Genomic DNA, 1,003 nt, shown 5'->3' with positions numbered 1-1,003 from the left:
GTGCTTGATAGCGCGTGTCGAGCTCGGTCATCAGCGTGTTGAACGCCTCTCCCAGCTCGGTGAGCTCGCCCCGGCTCTCCTGCACGGTCACGCGCGCGTTGAACTGCCCCCTGCGAACGCGATCTGCTGCCCGTTCGAGCGACGCAAGAGGCTGGGTGAGAGTTCGGGTGATGATCAGTGTGAGGGCCAGCAGAATCGCGACCGCGATTGCGCCGATCGCGGTCTGCTGAAGCAGGAAGCTGTGCTCGTCGGACTCGAGGCTCGCGATGGACGCCCACGCGCGCACCTTGAACGGGGTGCCTTCGATGGGGGTCTCGGCGCTGATGATATCGTGGTGCTCACGGCCCACGTCATCGATGTTGTGCGTGACTCTCGCACGGCCTGCGGCCTCGGTCGGGATGATCAGGCAGGTGCCGTCCTTGTCGATGAGAGCCACCTCGCTGACGCCGAGCCGGATGAGGCTGCGCATCGAAGGCAGCAGGGTGGCTGCGCTGTCATCGATCCCGACGAAGGCGGTCACCCGACCGTTCTTGATGACGGGGGTGACGCAGGTGATCACGGGTGTGCCGCTGGCTTTTTCGTCGATATGGGGAGCCAGCCACGCGGGTTGCGGGTCTCGTGGACCCCGGCCGTTGGTGGTCCACGGCACTTGCTCCATAGGCGGCGTTTCGCACACGTGGAGGCCGTCTTGCGCAGGGCTCGACCACGAGATCCATCCCCCAAGGGTGTCTGCATAGCGCATCCCGGCGACGGTCGCATCGAGCGCGACGGGATGCGTGCTGCCAGGCGGCTCGAGTCGCTGGGCGCTTCGCTGCGCCTGCGCGACCAGCCGCCGGCAGGCCTCTTGCGTTCGCTGCAGATGCGCCGAGAGGTCGTCGGCACGCATCTGCAGGACCTTCAGGGCGATCTGCTTGACGACGCTGCGCATGCGCGTGTTGCGCTCGAACGTGATGAGGTAGCCGAGCAAGGCGAAGGTGATGACGATGGCGGCCCCCACCGTGAG

General features: G+C 66.3%; 1 protein-coding gene. It reads right to left on the bottom strand.

Annotated elements, in window-relative coordinates; genetic code table 11:
- A partial coding sequence (locus tag EB084_26560) for a HAMP domain-containing protein (protein ID NDD31825.1) occupies positions 1–1,003 on the bottom strand: 1,003 nt, incomplete at both ends.

This window comes from Pseudomonadota bacterium, assembly GCA_010028905.1.
Classification (GTDB): Bacteria; Vulcanimicrobiota; Xenobia; order RGZZ01; family RGZZ01; genus RGZZ01.
Note: the sequence above shows the minus strand (reverse complement) of the source record. Positions and strands in the feature narration are given on the sequence as shown.